The organism is Paenibacillus sp. GCM10027626 (assembly GCF_042676285.1).
GTDB lineage: Bacteria > Bacillota > Bacilli > Paenibacillales > Paenibacillaceae > Paenibacillus_Z.
Genome location: NZ_JBHTHC010000007.1, coordinates 205,114 through 221,762, shown reverse-complemented (window position 1 = coordinate 221,762; position 16,649 = coordinate 205,114). Strand labels below are relative to the sequence as shown.

14 protein-coding genes are annotated in these 16,649 nt (G+C 50.7%); 12 read left to right on the top strand and 2 right to left on the bottom strand.

The genetic code is table 11. The features are described 5' to 3' along the window. Positions 1 to 23: 23 nt before the first annotated feature. Positions 24 to 782, bottom strand: coding sequence for a phytanoyl-CoA dioxygenase family protein (locus tag ACFQ0N_RS15685; RefSeq protein WP_379327688.1), 759 nt, complete (start codon positions 780 to 782; stop codon positions 24 to 26). Positions 783 to 969: 187 nt separating this feature from the next. Between ACFQ0N_RS15685 and ACFQ0N_RS15680 the strand changes: the two genes are divergently transcribed. From ACFQ0N_RS15680 to ACFQ0N_RS15665, 4 genes are all read left to right on the top strand, one after another. Then, on the top strand, positions 970 to 1,551 hold the full coding sequence (locus ACFQ0N_RS15680) for a GNAT family N-acetyltransferase (RefSeq protein ID WP_379327686.1): 582 nt from the start codon (positions 970 to 972) through the stop codon (positions 1,549 to 1,551). Between the two features lies 1 nt (position 1,552). Further along, positions 1,553 to 2,299: an SDR family NAD(P)-dependent oxidoreductase gene (locus tag ACFQ0N_RS15675; protein ID WP_379327684.1), complete on the top strand. Its 747-nt coding sequence runs from the start codon at positions 1,553 to 1,555 to the stop codon at positions 2,297 to 2,299. After that, positions 2,292 to 2,774, top strand: coding sequence for a hypothetical protein (locus tag ACFQ0N_RS15670; RefSeq protein WP_379327682.1), 483 nt, complete (start codon positions 2,292 to 2,294; stop codon positions 2,772 to 2,774). The genes ACFQ0N_RS15675 and ACFQ0N_RS15670 overlap by 8 nt, the downstream gene beginning before the upstream one ends. Before the next feature lie 210 nt (positions 2,775 to 2,984). Next, entirely contained in the window at positions 2,985 to 5,021 is a 2,037-nt protein-coding gene (locus ACFQ0N_RS15665; protein ID WP_379327680.1) for a Na+/H+ antiporter, read from the top strand. A gap of 67 nt (positions 5,022 to 5,088) precedes the next feature. Here the strand turns inward: ACFQ0N_RS15665 and ACFQ0N_RS15660 are convergent, their stop codons facing one another. After that, positions 5,089 to 5,955, bottom strand: a complete 867-nt coding sequence (locus ACFQ0N_RS15660) for an AraC family transcriptional regulator (protein ID WP_379327678.1) — start codon at positions 5,953 to 5,955, stop codon at positions 5,089 to 5,091. 224 nt (positions 5,956 to 6,179) lie between these two features. On the opposite strand from ACFQ0N_RS15660, the gene ACFQ0N_RS15655 reads away from it, so the two are divergent. The 8 genes from ACFQ0N_RS15655 to ACFQ0N_RS15620 all read left to right on the top strand — a co-directional run bounded on the left by ACFQ0N_RS15655 (position 6,180) and on the right by ACFQ0N_RS15620 (position 16,460). Continuing rightward, positions 6,180 to 7,106, top strand: a complete 927-nt coding sequence (locus ACFQ0N_RS15655) for an ABC transporter permease (RefSeq protein WP_379327993.1) — start codon at positions 6,180 to 6,182, stop codon at positions 7,104 to 7,106. Between the two features lie 19 nt (positions 7,107 to 7,125). Further along, entirely contained in the window at positions 7,126 to 8,031 is a 906-nt protein-coding gene (locus ACFQ0N_RS15650; protein ID WP_379327676.1) for a carbohydrate ABC transporter permease, read from the top strand. A 29-nt stretch (positions 8,032 to 8,060) separates the two neighbouring features. Beyond that, positions 8,061 to 9,749 carry an ABC transporter substrate-binding protein gene (locus ACFQ0N_RS15645; protein ID WP_379327674.1) on the top strand — a complete coding sequence of 563 codons (1,689 nt, stop codon included), beginning with the start codon at positions 8,061 to 8,063 and terminating at the stop codon, positions 9,747 to 9,749. A 22-nt stretch (positions 9,750 to 9,771) separates the two neighbouring features. Next, entirely contained in the window at positions 9,772 to 10,758 is a 987-nt protein-coding gene (locus ACFQ0N_RS15640; protein WP_379327672.1) for a hypothetical protein, read from the top strand. Between the two features lie 54 nt (positions 10,759 to 10,812). Beyond that, entirely contained in the window at positions 10,813 to 11,778 is a 966-nt protein-coding gene (locus tag ACFQ0N_RS15635; RefSeq protein WP_379327670.1) for a zinc-dependent alcohol dehydrogenase, read from the top strand. A 30-nt stretch (positions 11,779 to 11,808) separates the two neighbouring features. Then, positions 11,809 to 14,151, top strand: a complete 2,343-nt coding sequence (locus ACFQ0N_RS15630; RefSeq protein WP_379327668.1) for a family 78 glycoside hydrolase catalytic domain — start codon at positions 11,809 to 11,811, stop codon at positions 14,149 to 14,151. A gap of 105 nt (positions 14,152 to 14,256) precedes the next feature. After that, on the top strand, positions 14,257 to 15,486 hold the full coding sequence (locus tag ACFQ0N_RS15625; protein ID WP_379327666.1) for an alpha/beta hydrolase family protein: 1,230 nt from the start codon (positions 14,257 to 14,259) through the stop codon (positions 15,484 to 15,486). Then, on the top strand, positions 15,483 to 16,460 hold the full coding sequence (locus ACFQ0N_RS15620) for a hypothetical protein (protein WP_379327664.1): 978 nt from the start codon (positions 15,483 to 15,485) through the stop codon (positions 16,458 to 16,460). Before ACFQ0N_RS15625 ends, ACFQ0N_RS15620 begins: the two co-directional genes overlap by 4 nt. Positions 16,461 to 16,649: the final 189 nt, after the last annotated feature.

Below are 16,649 nucleotides of genomic sequence, written 5' to 3'. Positions count from 1 at the left end.
ACTCTCGTATCATAATAACGCTATTATACAAGCTCTACTTTTCGTTTTAAATCCTCCCGCTCAATCGTTGAATCGTGACGGATATAATGGCAGACGTAGGAACGCCGCCACCGCTCGGAGCGATTGCGTGTGGAGGAATGAATGAGCAGGCTGTCGAAGATTAGAATATCGCCTTTGTCCAGCACGACAGGAATTTCTTGCGTCAGGTCGACGCCTTCGACCTCATCCGTCCACGCTTCATGCTCTTTCAGGTTTTTCACAGCGCCGTGGGACAGCAAGCCAAGCCGATTAGTACCGGGGATGACCCACAGGCAGCCATTGTCTTCATTCGTGTATTCCATTGCGACCCATGCGGCGGTAAGTGTGTTCGGTTCATTGCGGATATAGTAGTAATCTTGATGGGCGGCTTGCCCAGGGGAACCGGGTTCCTTGTAAAAATACATACTTTGTACGCCGCATGCTTCGTCACCCAACACCTGGGCAAGTGCGCCGCGTACTACCGGAAGCTTCATCATTTGCAAGGAAAAGCCGTCATGCAGGTGGGGATTGAACAAACGGACAGAGAAGCGGTCCTTGTCGACCACCTGATCTTTCCCTTTGCGCGGCCTGGCCCAATCTTCAATGATTTCTGCGGAACGGATCGTATGAATGTGTGCGTTAAAGGCGTCAATCAGATCATTGCTGCAGCCAGCTTTTATAATGACATACCCATTCTCCCGATAAGCCTTTACTTGCTCCTCAGTTAACGGATAAAGCCGTTCTGCTTGCGGTTCGATTCTCATAGCTTAAATCCTCCCAACGTCATGATTAATACCTGTATTGTAAGCAATAAGGGCTGGAGAGGAAATGCACGAGCTGTCTTCTTTTTGTGTCTGTAATTGATTTTAATTGTATAATCCCTTGCGCCAATTTGATTCGCCGGATATGCTGAGATAAACAGGCAGGGACTAATAAAAAGGAGAAATTCCCATGAATAAGCAGCTTTCCGCGATGCAATTAGAAACTGAAAGATTAATCATTCGTCCATACTCGGAAGATGATTTTGCGGCATCGTTCCAGCTTATGCAAAACCCGGAGCAGCTCACCTACATGCATATGGATGTCATGTCAGCAGCGGATTATCGCGGATTGTTCAATTGGTTATTAAGCAGCTACGACACGCCGTTTAATAAGCCGTTCAAGTATTCGTTCGCGATTTGCGACAAAATGACTGGAGCATTAATTGGCTGGTGCGGTTTAGGTGTGCTTGACTTTAAAGCTCCGGACTGCGAGATATATTATTTAATCGGCCGCGATTATTGGGGCTGCGGCTATGCGACAGAGGCTGCAGCTGCACTAGTTGCATATGCCTTTGATGTGATCGGGCTTAATCAACTGCTGGCCAAGGCAGATCCGCGGAATACAGCTTCTTTAAACGTTTTGGAGAAGCTTGGCTTTGTCTTCGATCATGTGCTGGAGGGGCTGACAGGAGATGATGAGGACTGCAACGGAGAGCTGCTCTATGTGCTTCGGAAAGAAAATCTGATCAGTATTGAACGGGGGAGATACTGAGATGAAATATTTTATTATTACCGGGACGTCTAGAGGTTTGGGGCAGGCGATTGCCGAGCAGCTGATTTCTCCCGATCATTATCTGTTTTGTATTTCGCGGGGGGAACAGCAATTTAGTGCCAGCAGTGGTAATATCGCACCTATTGCATTCGATTTAAAGCTAGTAGATCAGTTGGAAGCGTTAATGGAACGTATTTTTGCGGAGATTGATTTGTCAAAGGCAGAAGGGATCTACTTAATTAACAATGCATCGATGATCGCTCCTGTATCCTTTATCGATGCTGTCAATGTGAATGATATTGCACACAATTTCCATGTAAATTTGCTGGCGCCAATCATGCTGACGTCGTTATTTATCAAACATACGAATAATTGCAAAATTCCTAAAAGAGTCATCAACATTTCCTCCGCATCTGTAAAAAATCATCATCCAGGTATGAGCTTATATTCAGCGGCGAAGGCGGGGCTGGATGTATTTTCTCAATGCGCCGCTTTAGAGCAAAAATATAATCAAGCCCCGGTTGGCATTGTTTCCGTTTGGCCAGGCATGATCGATACTCGCTTGCAGCAGGAGGCGCGCGAGCAGGATAAAGCGGCTTTTCCTTCTGCAGACATTTTTGGAATGGCTAAAGCTGCGGGGATGCTGGCAGCACCAGCGGATACGGCACAGCGAATTATCGAATTTTTGTTTAAGGAAAATTTCGAACATGGCGCTGTAGTAGATCTTTTAGGAGGAGCTTATGAGTAATTATCCAGTCGATATTGCCAATCTTCAACAAACGGTACTGCAATTGCAAGGCATAACGTCAATCGAAAGCGGCGTAGAAAATTTGGAGCCGATCGATGCCGAGATGCTGCCGCTTGCCGCGTGCGCTCACTTGCCTCATGCTACGTTGTGGCGTACAGGCGGCGGGTTGAAAAATGAAGTGCTCATCCAGTTTGAGTTTGCGATCGAGCCATCGGCGGCCGGACTGCAAGCTCTTGAGTTTATCGCATGGTTCGTGCGGGATTGCGCGCGGGGAGGGACGAAGCTCCAGTTGCGCCCGTTTGCCTTGCCGCCAGAAACTCCGTATGGCCGGCAGCTTGGCACGACATTGAAGTTCCACTTCGATTTATTCGTTGGCGAGATTGAGGAAACATTAGAACCGGCCTTTGCAATTGTTCGCGAGCTTGCACAGAAGCTTGCGACAGCGATGAAGCTGTATCAGATTCCGATAAAGTAGCGCTTGCACCTTTGGTTCACCTTCCTGACTGGGAGGGGAGCCAGGGTGTTTTTTTGTGCTTTTTCCTTCGCCGGATCGGAGATCCGCCTGACTTCACCAAAGGGAGAAGCTTCGATTTTAATGCGCCGTAAAACCTATCGTTTATTTCCAGATAAGCCATGGAACAATAAAGAGGTGCCCTATTAAAGGATATCTCGGGAGGAAAAAGACATGGATGTATTGATGACCGTTATTTTGCTGCTTGTGTGTCTCGTCATTTCGAATATCATCAGCCATTACATACCTATTATTCCCACAGCTTTGACGCAAATTGCCTTCGGAATCGTCATTGCGCTTGCGTTTCCGCAAATTTCTCTGGAAGTCGAAACGGAATGGTTCCTGCTCTTGTTCGTCGCCCCGCTCTTATACAATGACGGGCGGCATTTTCCGCGCGAGCAATTATGGCAGATGAGAGCTCCGATCTTCGGCAATGCCATCATTCTCGTGCTGATCACGACCATCGGCGGGGGCTATTTTATTCATTGGATCATCCCCGAGGTTCCGCTGCCAGCGGCCTTCGCGCTGGCCGCCATATTGTCCCCTACCGATCCGGTTGCGGTCAATGGCATCGCCAAGCGCATTCGCCTTCCAGAAAAAGTATTGAACCTCGTTCGGGGGGAATCCCTGATCAACGACGCTTCCGGGCTGGTTGCCTTCAACTATGCGGTTGCAGCGGTCGTAACAGGTTACTTTTCGCTGCGCGAAGCGGTATTTGATTTCATCTACATGTTTATTGCCGGGGCCGTCCTCGGGCTCGTGCTAAGTCTGCTCATTACGTGGGTCCGGTTCACGCTCCGCAAGCAAGGGATCAACGATGCAACCTTGCATTCGCTGCTCCAGATCCTCGCACCGTTCATTATTTTTATCATTACCGAAGCGTTACTGCACGCTTCCGGAGTCATTGCGGTTGTCGTAGGCGGAATCGTGCATTCCTTGCTGCGGGAACGGACGGAAACGGCGCTGGCCGAGGAGCAAGTCTTGACGGAAAATATATGGTCGACGGTGCTATTCACTTTGAACGGGGCGGTGTTCCTGCTGCTTGGGGTGATCATTCCTCCGTCCATGAGCGCAACGGTCCAAAATCCCAACATTAACAACGTCCTGGCGATTGGATACGTTCTGGTGATCGGGACTGGGATCCTCGTGATTCGCTTTCTTTGGTCGTACTTCTATTCGTTGTACGAGTATCGCTTCAAAAAAGCGGAAGACGTCGACAAACCCGCCGTGAGCATGACACTGCTGGTCAGCCTAACGGGCGTTCGCGGCGCGCTGACGATGGCCGGTGTGTTGTCGATTCCGTTACTTATTGCGAACGGTGCTCCATTTCCTGAACGTTCGCTCATTCTCTTTTTAGCCGGGGGCGTCATCCTCTTTACGTTAATCGCGGCCACCGTGTTTCTGCCTTTGTTAAGCAAAGGGGAAGCGGCCGAAGGGAAGACCGCCGACTTTCTGGACATGGATGCAGCCAAGAGCCGGCTGCTGCTGGCGGCGATGAAAAAGATCCGGTCGGAACTGACCGAGGACACCGAAGCCGCGGCTTACCAACTGATTGGCGAGTATAAGATGATTTTCCGGCGGACGCATTTCGATCGAAGCCCGCACGAGCGGGACTGGAACGTATTCCAGCAAAAAATGGCGGAAGTCCGGTTAATGGCCTTAAAGGCGGAACGGAAATACATCCACGATATGATGGCGAATGAGGGGATGAGCGAGGAAATATTCGCAGCGTTCGAAAAATCGCTCGAGCTCCGCGAAGAAGCCCTGTCCAAAAACGTCCGTTCGCGCTTTGCTTTTCTTATCGGCAACGCTTTCCGCGATTGGAAACGTTCGACCGGCAAATACCGCCGCAATCGCGACAAGGACAAATTGGTACGGCTGCACATCGGAAGAGACATTCAGCTAAAAGCCTTGCAAGCGGCACTCGACTGTCTGGAGTCCTACGCGAAGGAGCATGAAAGAGCCGAAGCCGTCTACGCGGTCATTTTGGATTATAAAAAAATGATCGCCCGCTTGACCCGTCCGCAAGCCGAATATAACGAAAAGGTCGAAGCGCAAAAAGATGAACTGCGGATTCGCGTAATCGATGCCGAGCGCGCCGAAATCCGCCGGATGTACGAAGACGGGGAAATCAGCAGCGAACAGGCTAAGGCATTGAGACGAATGATCAATTCCGTCGAAAGCGTGACGCTGTATGAGCACGTGGAATAATGTGCGCGGATACTGAGCAGCCCGCGGGCAAGGTACACCATGTACACTTGCTCATGGGCTGCTGTTCTCATGCCTTGCTATGGTCCTCTGAGCTCTCCCGGTATTGCTGCCGCCATTGCGAGGGACTGACGCCATAGCTATTTTTGAACACGCGGCTGAAATAGTGAATGCTCTGGTAGCCGGTCAGCTTGACGATCTCCTGAATGGACAGATCACTCATTTTCAAATGGCTGATGGCGGCATTCATGCGTAAATTGTTTAAATATTGGAACGGCGTCATCCCTTTCATTTGTTTAAAGACGCGGATTAAATAAGAAGGATTGAGATGGACCTGGGCGGTCAAATCCTGCAGCGTAATATTTTCCCGATAGTAGGACTCCAAGAAGTGCATCAGCATGTCGACCGCTTCTTCGCTTTTCAGCCGGTCGAGCTCTGTCCGGTCTTTTTTGTCTGTTTTGGATGCGTACATGGACAAGGAGACGAGATGGCGGACCAGGGTGACGACCTTCTGCATTTCGGCAGATACAAGCTGGTCCATTAGCTGCGGCTGGCCGACAAGCTCGGATTCGAAATGATTGCGAATGATGTTCATCGTCTGAATGACAGCGGCCAGCGCATAGGACGGCGACTGCATGCTGCTTTGCAGGGTGTTCCAGTGGATGATTTCCGATAGGCTGAGGAATGGATCATGCTCCATGTCGGCTTCGATAAACAGAAAGCTGTACTGAGTCGAAATTTTGATCAATTGATGCGGCGTATTAGGGGTCATGAAGAACAGCGCCGGCCCTTTTGCTTCATATACCTCATTTAGCCATTTCAGCTGCACCTCGCCCGAGGATATATATAAAATCTCGTGATGATAAGGATGAATGCCGCCGCTCTCGTAACGCTGGGGCGAGGTGAACGTGATGTTGCCATATTTGCGAATATGCATGCTGCCGCAACCTCCAAAATTAGGTGTGAAAAATCGAAAAGTAGATTTTGTACAACTAGATTCTCATTCATGCACAGTTAGAAACTAAATAAACGAATAAGATTTTGATGAACAACAACATAAGAGCCAAATACGAAATGACAGCACCAGTGTATAATAGATTTACGCTAATGTAAAGGCTTACAAAAAATCGCCACAAAAGTGAGAGGGGGTGAGAAGTGAACATGACGGTAAGGGCAAAAGAAACGCGATGGCAAAAAATTCGCAAAGGCTGGCAGTTGTACCTCATGCTGGCTCTGCCGGTATTGTTCATCATTGTGTTTAGTTATGTGCCGATGTACGGCGCGCAAATTGCTTTTAAAAATTACACAGTGACAAAAGGAATATGGGGGAGCGAGTGGGCAGGACTTAAACATTTTGACCGTTTTATTCATTCCTATGATTTTTGGCGGATTTTACGCAACACGATTTCGATCAGCTTTTACAGTTTGCTTGCCGGATTTCCGTTTCCGATCATTCTTGCACTGAGCTTGAACTATGTAAAAAATTTGTTTTTTAAAAAGAGTGTGCAAATGATCACGTATGCGCCGTATTTTATTTCCGTTGTCGTGATGGTCGGCATTATTTTCGAGCTGCTTGATCCGCGCAAAGGGGTTGTCAATCATTTCATACAGGCGCTAGGATTTGAGCCGATTTCTTTTATGGCCAAAGCCGACTGGTTTCAGTCGATCTATGTATGGTCAGGCATTTGGCAAATGGTCGGGTTCAGCTGCATCATTTATTTGGCTGCACTGTCCAGCATTGATCCGGCCTTGCATGAGTCGGCTGTCATTGACGGGGCGAGCAAATTAAGACGGATATGGCATATCGATTTGCCGGGCATTATGCCGATTGCCATCATTTTGCTCATCATTAATATGGGCCATATGCTCGATGTCGGCTACGAGAAAATATTGCTGATGCAAAATTCGCTCAATATGAGAACGTCGGAGGTTATAGACACCTATGTATACAAAATAGCGCTTAATTCTCCGGGAATGAACTATTCTTATTCTACGATGATTGGACTGTTTAAATCGGTCATTAATCTGACATTGCTGATTCTCGTCAATCAGCTTGCGCGCAAAACGAAACAGACAAGTTTATGGTGACGGGAAAGGAGGCGAAGGGATGGACCATTCGTTCATTCGCGATTCGCGCGGAGACCGCTGGTTTACGGTTTTCAATTATGTTGTGCTGACCTTATTTTTGCTGTCCGTTATCTATCCGCTGCTTTATATTGTCAGTGCATCCTTCAGCAGCCCGGATGCGATTGTATCAGGCCGGGTATGGCTATGGCCGGTCGGCTTTACCCTGGATGGCTATGAGGCGGTATTTCATCATAAGCTCATTTGGACCGGGTTCCGCAATTCATTATTTTATATGGCAGCTGGTACGGCGATCAATGTCGCGATGACGATTTTGGCCGCTTATCCGCTAGCGAGAAAAGATTTGTATGGCCGCAATTTTTTCATGTTTTTGTTCGTATTCACGACGATGTTCTCAGGCGGGCTGATCCCTTTTTATATTTTGGTCAAAAACCTGGGGATGCTTGATACGGTCTGGGCGATGCTGCTCCCCGGCGCGCTCGGCGTATGGAACGTCGTCATAACCCGCACCTATTTCCAGACTTCCATTCCCGAGGAATTGCTGGAGGCGGCGCAGCTTGACGGCTGCAGCGACTTTGCTTTTGTCCGTAAAATCGTGCTGCCGTTATCGATGCCAATCATCGCCGTTATTACGCTGTTTTATGCGGTCGGTCATTGGAATCAATATTTTAGCGCCTTTATTTTTTTGAAAAGCCAGCACTTATATCCGCTGCAAATCGTGCTGCGGGAAATTTTAATCCAGAACAATGTCAATATGGATATGCTGACTACGGTCGTCGATGTGCAAAATGCGGCGAAACGAGAAGGCTTGAGCAATCTACTTAAATATTCGTTGATCGTCGTGGCCACCTTGCCGCTTATGATCATTTATCCGTTTGTGCAAAAGCATTTTGTTAAGGGAGTCATGATTGGTTCTTTGAAAGGATGAACATTCATTTCACAGAAGGGGTGTTAGGTTTGAAGAAAAGGATCGGAATGACGGTTGCAATGCCGCTTGCGCTTTCGCTTGCATTAAGCGCTTGTTCGGGAAATAACGGAGGAGGCAGCCAGGAGCCGGCTGTTAAAAATAATACGCCGCCTGCGGCGGAGCAGCCTGAGGGTAAGCCAGCTGTAACGCCGGCAGGGCAAATGCCGATTACGGAAGAGAAAACGACGATCAGAATTATGACCCATGCGAATTCGCTCGTTGAAGATTTTGCGACGAATGAATTTACGAAGTATTTGGAGGAAAAGACGAATATTCATATTGAATGGGATATCTTGCCGGAAAAATCGGCGACGGAGAAGCTGAACCTGGTACTCGCCAGCGGCGAGGATTTGCCGGATGTCATTATGACGATGGGCATCTCTCCTGCGCAGCAAATGATTTTTGGCGGTCAAGGCTTGTTCCGGCCGTTGAATGATTTGATTGAGCAATACGGTGAAGAGACGAAGACAATGTTCGACATGATGCCGTATGTGAAGGATGCGATTACAACTCCAGACGGCAATATTTATGCGATGCCATCGCCGAACGAGGGCTTCCATGGGATGTTTATGCAAAAAATGTGGATTTATAAGCCGTGGCTCGACAAGCTGAATTTGCCGATGCCGACGACGACCGAGGAGTTCTATAACGTTCTGAAGGCGTTCAAGACGCAGGATCCGAACGGCAATGGCAAGGCGGACGAAATTCCGTTCTCCGGCTCGCCGACCGGATATGTTACCCAGGTGCACAACTTCCTGATGAATTCCTTTACGTATGCACCGCTGTCCTGGCTCGTGCTTGAGGATGGCAAAGTTGCCGTTCCGTACAATAAGCCGGAATGGAAGGAGGGACTGAACTACTTGCACCGCCTGTATGCAGACGGCCTGATGGATCCGCAAGCATTGTCGCAGGACGGCAACCAGTTGAAGCAGCTTGGGGAAAATCCGGATGTGCCGATTCTGGGGGCGGTATCGACGCTCCATATGGGCGAGTTTACCCAGTTTTTCGGCGAGAGCGGCCGTTGGCTGGATTATGTGGCCGTACCGCCGCTTAAAGGTCCGGGCGGGGTGCAGGTTACACCGTATGATCCGTACGGGGTACTGAATGCAGGTTCCTATGTCATTACGAAGGATGCGAAAAATCCGGAAGCGGCGTTCCGGCTGCTTGACTTCATGTACAACACGGAAACGACATTGCGCAGCACTTACGGTCGTCCTGGAGAAGAGTGGGATTGGGCGAAGGAGGGGCAGATCGGCGTAGACGGACAGCAAGCGAAATGGCAGGCGCTAAAATCATGGGGCAATGTGCAAAATGTGCACTGGTCGCTTTCCGGCCCGGTCTTTAACCCGTCAAGCCTTCGTCTGGGCCAGGTCGATGATCCGACGAACCCGCTGGAAAAGATGCTCTTTACGGAAACGAAAGAAAAATATGATCCATACAAGGCCGGACTGGAGCAAATCATGCCTCCGCTATATTTATCGGATGAGGATTCGGCAGAAATAGCCGATTTGCAGCTGACGCTGCACAATCGGGTCAATGAAATGCTTGTGCGGTCTATTACCGGCGATGTCGATATCGATAAGGAATGGGATGCATACGTACAAAGCTTGGAAGATATGAATCTGGCGCGTTATTTGGAGCTCTATCAACAAGCGTATGACAAGACACGGGCACAGTAGTGCGGCAAAAGGGGAATGAACAGTGAAAGGGAATGCAGTAGTTTTTACGGAGCGAAATCAGGTGGCTTATCAAACGGTTGATATTCCTGAGCCCGGCGATCACGATGTCGTTGTCGATGTCCGGCATTCCTGGATTAGTCCAGGAACGGAAAGCTCCTTTCTCCGGGGGGAACGGATCGCCGGAGAGCGGCCGTGCAAGGAGGGCGATCCTTCGCCCTTCCCTCACGCAGCCGGCTACCAGAAGGTCGGAATCGTCAGACAAGTAGGGCGGGCAGTAACCGGCCTAAAGGTTGGCGACAAAGCATTTGTAGCGATGAGCAAGGTGTCCGGCCTGTTCTTTGCTGAGGCCGGACATATCCAGCCGTCGGTATCCGCTCAGGATCAGGTGTGGAAGCTGCCGGATGATGTGGAGGATTTAGCTGTCTACGCCGGGCTGGTGCTTGCGCAGGTAGGCTACAATTGCGGAACCAGGTCAGCGTTTCGCGCAGGCGAACGAGCGGTTGTTATTGGCGACGGCCTGGTCGGCCATTGGGCTGCGCAAACGCTCGCTCATCGCGGCGCCGATGTAGTTATGCTGGGACGGCATGATGCGAGACTGGGGCTGGCAGAGCAGCCGATCCGGACGTTCAATATGAAACGTGCATCAATTGCCGGCAGCTGCCTAACGAGTGATGAAATTGCAGTGGTCGTAGACACGGTAGGCGCAATGGAAACATTTCGGCAACTGCAGCTTTATATGAAGCGCGACAGCCATCTGGTATCGGCCGGTTATCTTGGCACGGAGGGCTTGATCGATATTCAAAAGCTGCGCGAGCAGGAAATTACACTTCATACGCCGTCAGGGTGGACGGATGAACGGATGGAAGCGACGCTTGCCGCCATCCATGACGGATGGCTGAAGACGAAGCCGCTAATCACCCACCGGTTTTCGGCGGCAGCGGCAGCTGAAGCGTGGGAAGAAATTCGCACGAATCGGGACAGCTGTCTCGGTGTCCTGCTGGATTGGTAGAAGAAGACGAAACGAAAACGAAGACGAAGACGAAGACATAGAGGAGCCATACCGATGAATGAAATGATGAGAACAGTTGTAATTCAGCAAAAGGAACATGCCGAAGTGATCGAGGTTCCTGTGCCGGCTCCAGGACCTGGCCAGGTGTTAGTTAAAGTAAAGGCAGTGACGACCTGCCCGCAGTGGGATCTGCATATCTACTATGGCAGGCCGATGTTTATTCAGGAGGGGGAAGTGCCCTTCCCTTACTTGCCCGGCCAGCCGGGACATGAAATGACAGGCACGGTGGCTGCTGTCGGCAATAATGTCAGCCTGGCTGAAGGAGCTGCCGTATGCGCATGGCGCGATCCGGGACAAATCGCACCCGGATGCTATGCCGAATATGTCCTCATGAATGAAAGCGATTTGATCGAGGTACCGGCGGAGCTTCATTATACCCAGGTCGTGTCGCTGGAGCTGGCGATGTGTGTAGCCGGCACCATATTGCGGTTGAAGGAAACCGTTGGCATTGCCGGCAAACGGTGTGCCGTGAACGGCCTGGGTCCTGCCGGCTTGATCGCCTTGCAAATGCTGGCGGCAGAAGGGGCTGCGGAAGTCGTCGGCATCGATCCGCTTGCTGCCCGGCGCGATATGGCGCTGCAGCTTGGCGCTGCGGATGTGTTTGAAGCAGGCAGTGAACGGCTTGACTTGCGCCATGTTTACGGCGGCAATGCACCCGATGTATCCGTCGACTGTGTCGGTTATCCGTCAGCAGTCCGCTACTTGATGGACCATACGAAGGAAGCGGTCGCCTTGTTCGCCGTTCAGCGCGACGACTATGAGCTCCATCATCCGGGACTTAGCGTCATCGGGTATCCGGGGCATTTTCGCGAATCGGCCGAGTACGCGCTGCAACTGATCGTATCCGGCAAGCTTGATTTGCGTCCGCTCATTACGGCAGAGCTGCCTCTTGAAGCTTATAACGAGGCTGTACCGATGTTGAAAGAACAAAAAGCGATCAAAATTTGCTTCGTACCATAGAGGAAGCAAGCCGGGAGGTATGGAGCAAAGATGGAAGAAAACAGATTGTGGCAGGCACGCTGGATTTGGGCCGCTCATGAGGACGGCTATGACCATGGCAATCAACTTGTCTATTTTCGTAAAACCTTCGACGTAACAGAGCCGGGCTCGACCCGGCTTACTATCGATCTGTCGGCAGATAGCCGTTACCGTCTGTATGTGAATGGCAGATCTGTCACGACAGGTCCGGCACGCGGCGATCTGCAGACACATTATTATGATACGGTTGACTTGAGCGGTTATTTGCACACAGGTACGAATGTACTGGCGATTAAGGTGCTCCATTATGCACAAGGGCAACCGCGTCCTTCAGCGGTACCTAGCGCCCATACTGGAGCGCTTATTGTTGAAGGAAGCCTGCTTGACGGGCAAGGAGAGGTGCTGGGACAGCTCCATACCGATAGCTCATGGCTATGCAGGAGAGATCAGGCGATTTCCTTTTTGCCGGAAAGTTTTACATGTGTAGGAGGCGGAGAGCTTGTACAGGGCAGCTTGCTTCCGCACGGCTGGGAGGAGGTTGATTATGCAGCATCAGCAGGCTGGGAACAAGCAGTAGAACTCGGGCCAGCCTATTGGCTGTACGACGGCTTTCTTCAGCCTTGGCAGCTTGCGGCACGCACCATACCAGAAATGTTTGAGCGGGATCGCTCATTTGTCCGGACGATGCGGACTGATGCTGGCGAAGGGATTGTAATTGGGCAAGCGGATGCTGAACGCTCATGGATTTATGTACCCGCGCATGGAAAGGCTGCCGTTGAAGTGGATGCCGGTGAACTGACGACAGGCTATCTGCGAATGGTTGTGGAAGGCGGCCAAAATAGCGAAATTGTCTTCTTGTGCTCGGAATGTTATGAATCGGCTGATGGCGTTAAAGGTGTGCGGGATCAGGCGGAAGGCAACGTATTACGCGGCTACCGGGAAAAATATATCGTTGCCGGTCTTGGGGAACAGAAGGAAACGTATGAAACTTTCCTTTATCGGACGTTTCGATTCGTACAGCTGGAAATTACCGCAAGTGAGGAACCGCTAAGGCTTCATCGTTTCTATTACCGGGAGACGGGATATCCGCTGGAAGTGAAGGGCGAATTTTCCAGCTCTGATGACAGCCTGAAGCCGTTATGGGATATTAGCGTCCGCTCGCTGCAGCGCTGTATGCATGAAGGCTACTATGATTGCCCGTATTATGAGCAGTTGCAGTATAGTATGGACACCAGATTGCAAATTTTGTTTACCTACAACATAGCCGGAGACGACAGATTGGCCCGCAAAGCGATCTATGAGTTTCATAGTTCCATGCTGCCGAGCGGTATGCTGCTGAGCCGTTATCCTTCGATACAACCCCAAGTCATTCCTGGATTTGCCCTATATTGGATTATGATGCTGTATGATCATTTGCTTTATTTCGGGGATACCGCGCATGCCGCCCGCTATCGCTCGACTGTAGATGCCGTGCTGGACTGGTTCGGACGGCGTGTGAGTGCAGATGGACTTGTTGGCGAGATGCCTAGAGGATACTGGTCTTATGTCGATTGGGTAAAGGAATGGGAAACGACGCGAGGTGTTCCGGTTAGCTCAGGCCCGCTTACTGTATACAATTTGATGTATGCCGACGCATTGCAGAAGGCAGCAGTGATCAATGAGGTGACTGGCCGGCCGGATACGGCTGCCGAGTATCGCACGCGGGCACAGCAGATCATTCGTGCCGTTAATACGCATTGCTGGTCGGAGGAGCGCCAGCTCTATCAGGATAGCGCCGGCCTGGAGCAGTATAGTCAGCATACACAAATATGGGCGATCTTATCTGGCGCCATACAAGAAGAGCATGCCAGTAAGCTTGCAGGCAGACTGATGAAGGATCGTTCCTTGCTACAAGTTTCCTACTCGATGGCCTTTTTTCTGTTCCGCGCGTTGTCGGAAGCGGGTCAGTATGAACAAAGCTTTGAGCTGTGGGAGCAATGGCGGGAACAAGTAAAGCTGAATTTAACAACATGGCTGGAAGATCCCGTATCGCAGCGGAGCGATTGCCATGCATGGGGCGCCGTACCGCTCTATGAGTTTACGAGTGAAATTTTAGGTGTGAAGCCGGGAGGCGTCGGCTGCGAGCGGATCATCATCGAGCCGAAACCGGTACAGCTTCGATGGGCTCGCGGCAAAGTCGTCATGTATGGCCGTGTCATTGAAGTAGCATGGCAAATCTCGGACGGTGCATTCAAGCTCCAAGTTGCAGGACTTGATGAACTAATAGGGGAGGTTCGTCTACCGGACGGAACAAGCAAAATGATAGAGCGAGAGGAACGTATCGGGCTGGAATGCCTGTGGCCATCCGTTAAATAAACCGGCGGGAGGAGAGATGCTGTCATACGATCGAAAACACGTTATATCGTTGCTGGCGGGGCAGGCTTTGCTGCTGCAGCAATAGCAATAGTTGCAGCGATTGTTATGCTGCAAGGAACGGGAGGTGCGAAGCAGACGATGCTTCCTTGGGAAAACGAGCTATTAAGCGAGGTTCCACATTTCGAATATGCCCCTGAATATAATGAAGGCACGGATTTGCAGGCGCTTTTTTACGAGGGGCCGCTCTATTGGGGGAAGGCGACCAAAGTATTCGCTTATATCGGGCTGCCCAAGCGGCTGGCTGAAACCGGAGAAAAGGTGCCGGCAGTGGTTCTCGTTCACGGCGGGGCCGGTACAGCCTACGCGGATTGGGTTCGCGTCTGGAATGCAAGAGGCTATGCGGCAATCGCCATGGATTTGGAAGGACATCTTCCGCAATGGGATGAGGGTGCGCGCAGCTTCCGGCCGCATGAATGGGCGGGGCCGGCTAATCAGGCCGTATGGAAGGATATCGAAGCTCCGGTGAAAGAACAATGGACCTACCACGCGGTAGCTGCTGTAATAAGGGGGCATTCGCTGCTTCGCTCGCTGCCGGAAATTGATGCGGAGCGGATTGGGATCGTTGGCGTTTCCTGGGGCGCTGTACTCAGTGAAATCGTGAGCGGGATTGACGAGCGGTTCAAATTTGCTGTGCCGGTTTATGGCAGCGGATTTGTTCACGAATCGGAAAGTTATTTCGGCGATGCTTACCGGAGCTGGGCACCGGAAACGCAAGCAGCATTTATGAGTTTATGGGAGCCTTCAACATACTTGAAAGAAGCGCGCATACCCATGCTGTGGGTAAACGGCGATAATGACGGGCATTTTCCATTAACCGTATTTACGAAGTCATACCGGGTTGTGGAAAAACAGTCGATCTTGAGCATACATCCCGGCATGCCCCATAATCAGGAAGCGGCAATGGAGCCGCCGGAAATTTACGCTTTTGCCGATCATATTATCCGCGGAGAGCCGCCGCTTGCCCGTGTAGTCCGTCATGAAACCGACTTGGAAAACCGCCGGGTGATCGTTGAAGCGGAATCAGATGTGCCGATTACAGCCGCAGAGCTTTATTTTATGCTTAATATTTCCGATCGGCTGAGCCCGGTCTGGAGCAAGGAGGTGATCCAGCTCCCGGAACAAGACCAAGATCAAGAGCCGCGGTATAAGCTGTCATTGGAGACAGCCCTGCCTGACAAAGCGAAAGCCTACTATATTAATTTAATCGATGAGCGGGGCTACATCGTCAGCACGGGACTAACCGATGCTGTACAAGAGGGGGCGAATGCGCAGTGACGACAAAGCGCCAGGGTAGGGTAGGACAGCTGCTGTGCTGCGCAGCGGCTGCCCTTATCATTGCTGCAGGCTGCTCAAACAATAGTCAGCCTGAGAAAAGCGATGCGCTGCATGGTCAGGATAACTGGATATTGGATACGGCTTTTGAAAGCGGGGCGATGGTATTCAACCCGATCCCCGGATCGGCCCGCGTGAACGGCAAGCTTGACTTCGGCCGCAACTTGGAAGGGAAAAAGACAGAATGGATCGTTACGCAATGGAATTCCAAAAGCGATGCCGCCAAAATGACCGGCAAGCGCGACGGGGATCGCTATCTGTATGAAAATGAGTATAAAACAATCGCCGTAGCAGATGACGGAACGATTACGCTCGGCTTGGATGCAGGGAAAGAATATAAGAAGCCGCGAAGCAGCCAGACTGATCCATGGCTGCATCTTTATCTGGAACAGCGTTATAAAGAGCGGCATCGGCTCAGTGAGGCTGACGATCTTACGCTGCAATTCGAAGTGCGGATTACGGAGTCGTTTTCGTATATGAAGCCGGATGAATATAATCCCGGCCTTCATTCGTCTATGGCTGTCTTCTATTTAATTATAGGCGACCAGAAGGGCAGCGGCGACTTCATTAATTTCTGTGTACCGATCTACGATAACCGTGAAGATATTCCGTCTGGCGAATGGCATATCGATAGCGGCTTTAATCTGGCAGGAGATACGCATAAGCTGATCTATACCGTAGACGGCAAGCTGATTTACGACCATCCTACGGGCGACGGGCAATGGCATAAGGTCAATTTGCAGTTAAAGCCGCATATAGAGAAAGCGCTGGAAATCGCCAAGCAGAATGGCTATTTTTCCGACGCTGAATACGAAGATTTAGGACTCGATGCCATCTATATTGGCTGGGAGGTTCCCGGCGTGTTCAAGAGCGAGATGCAAATCAGGGATGTAACAATTGCTGGCAGCGGGGCTTAGTGTATCGGCAGCTCTGCAAAGTCAATAAAATGCAAGCACTTTACTACTACGATCGACACATCCACGCAGGGTATATTAAAATTCATATCGCAACCGGTTGGAACGACACTTCGCAAATCTGCGAGGTGAAGGTGTTTTGAAGATTTCAGGAGGCTATCCCGAAAGTCATCGCGGATGACAATGTGGTGG